We start from the raw sequence: 1881 nt of genomic DNA on the forward strand, positions 1-1881 counted from the left end.
GACACCGGCGGCATGGGACAGCACCAGGGAACGCTGGAGGTTTTCCAGGTCTTCGCTGGCGATGCGGGTCGAGGCCAGCAGGCCGAAACCGGTGTTGATGCCATAGGCGGTGCGGTTCTCGGCGAGGATCTGTTCCACGCAGGCAACACTGGCTTCGATCTGCGCCGACGCGCTGGCGTCGAGGCTCAGGGTCACCGGTTGCTGATAGATGTCACGCAATTGAGCCAGGCTCAATTGGCCGGGAATCAGGTTTAAGGCAGTCATGTAGTGCTCCTTTTGAGAGTTTTGTTTTTTCACCCGCCAGTCGCTCCGGAATGTTCCGTTATCCGTCACCTTCGCTTTGGGCGATGCCTTGTGGGCTAGAGGTGCCTTGGCACGCTGGCGCTTTTTTCGATCAATTCAAATTTGGTAATACGTTGCCCAGCACGTCCGGGTCTTTGAGCAACCCGGCGGCACTGGCGATGTCCGGCGCCAGCCAGCGGTCCTGGTCGTAGGCCGGGACGCGCTCGCGCAGCAGTTTCCAGGCGATGTCGGTGCCGGCGCCGAAGCGTTGGGCCTTGAGAAACTCAAAGGCCTGGGCCGCCAGCAGGTATTCGATGGCGAGGATCTGCGTACAGTTTTCCAGCGCCCGGTGCAGCTTCAGGGCCGCGTTGGTGCCCATGCTCAAATGGTCTTCCTGCAAGCCGGAGGTGACGAAATTATCCAGCACTGCCGGTTGCGCCAGTTGCTTGTTTTCCGCGCACAGCGACGCGGCGACGTATTGGACGATCATCATCCCCGAATTCACACCAGGATTGGCGACAAGGAATGCCGGCAAACCGCTGACGTGCGGGTTGATCAAACGGTCGAGACGACGCTCGGCGATCGAACCGATCTCGGCCATGGCGATCGCCAGCAAGTCTGCCGCCAACGCCACCGATTGACCGTGGGGATTGGCCTGGGACATCACCCGGAAATTCTCCGGCGTACCCAGCAGCACCGGGTTATCGGTGACGGCGTTGAGCTCGGTTTCGATCTGTTGCCGGGCATGCTCCAACTGATCACGGGCGGCGCCGTGCACTTGGGGAATCGAACGGATGCTCAAGGCGTCCTGGGTGCGGATGCCCAGGCTCGACGCGATGACTTCGCTGCCATCGAGCAATGCCCGCAGGTTTACGCCGACCTGCTGCATGCCCGGGTGCGGCTTGAGGGCGATGATCTCGGCATCGAACGCGGCGATCTGCCCGCGCTGGGCCTCGAAGCTCATGGCGCCGATCACATCGGCCCATTGCACCAGCCGCGTGGCATCGGCCAGGGCCAGGCAACTGAGGCCGGTCATGCACGGCGTACCGTTGACCAGGCACAAGCCGTCCTTGGCCCCCAGTTGCACCGGTTGCAGACCTTCTGCGGCGAGGGCCTGTTGCGCCGGGACGATCTGCCCGCGATAACTGACCTGGCCAACGCCCAGCAACGCAATGCCGATATGGGCCATGTGGGTCAGGTAACCCACCGAACCCTGGGACGGCACTTGTGGCGTGATGCCGCGATTGAGCAGCGCCAGTAACGCCTCGACCACCCGGCGATGGATGCCGGATTTGCCTTGGCTGTAGTTGTGGATGGCGGCGCAGAGAATCGCCCGGGTCTGTTCGTCGCAGAGCGCCGGGCCGACGCCACAGGCATGGCTGAGCAAGGTGTTGCGCGACAGCTGGCTGAGTTGTTCGTCCTTGAGCGAGACATTGCACAACGCCCCGAGGCCGGTGTTGACGCCATAGGCGCGCTCGCCGCTTTCGACGATGCGCTGGACGATGGCCTGGGCATTGTCGATCCGCGCCCAGACTTGGGTCGACAGTTCCAGCGGCGCGCCGAAGCGGGCGACGGCGACCACGTCCTGCCAGCGCAGGG

Annotated in this window: 2 protein-coding genes; both read right to left on the reverse strand. The window is 63.2% G+C overall.

Annotation, left to right across the window (positions count from 1 at the left end):
* On the reverse strand, positions 1–264 hold a 264-nt coding region (locus OC610_RS26730), incomplete at its 3' end, for an aromatic amino acid lyase (protein WP_264432239.1).
* 130 nt (positions 265–394) lie between these two features.
* Complete coding sequence (gene hutH, locus OC610_RS26735; RefSeq protein WP_264432242.1) at positions 395–1879, reverse strand: histidine ammonia-lyase; 1485 nt, start codon at positions 1877–1879, stop codon at positions 395–397.
* Positions 1880–1881 lie beyond the last annotated feature (2 nt).

It is taken from the genome of Pseudomonas agronomica (assembly GCF_025917275.1).
GTDB classification, from domain to species: Bacteria; Pseudomonadota; Gammaproteobacteria; order Pseudomonadales; family Pseudomonadaceae; genus Aquipseudomonas; species Aquipseudomonas agronomica.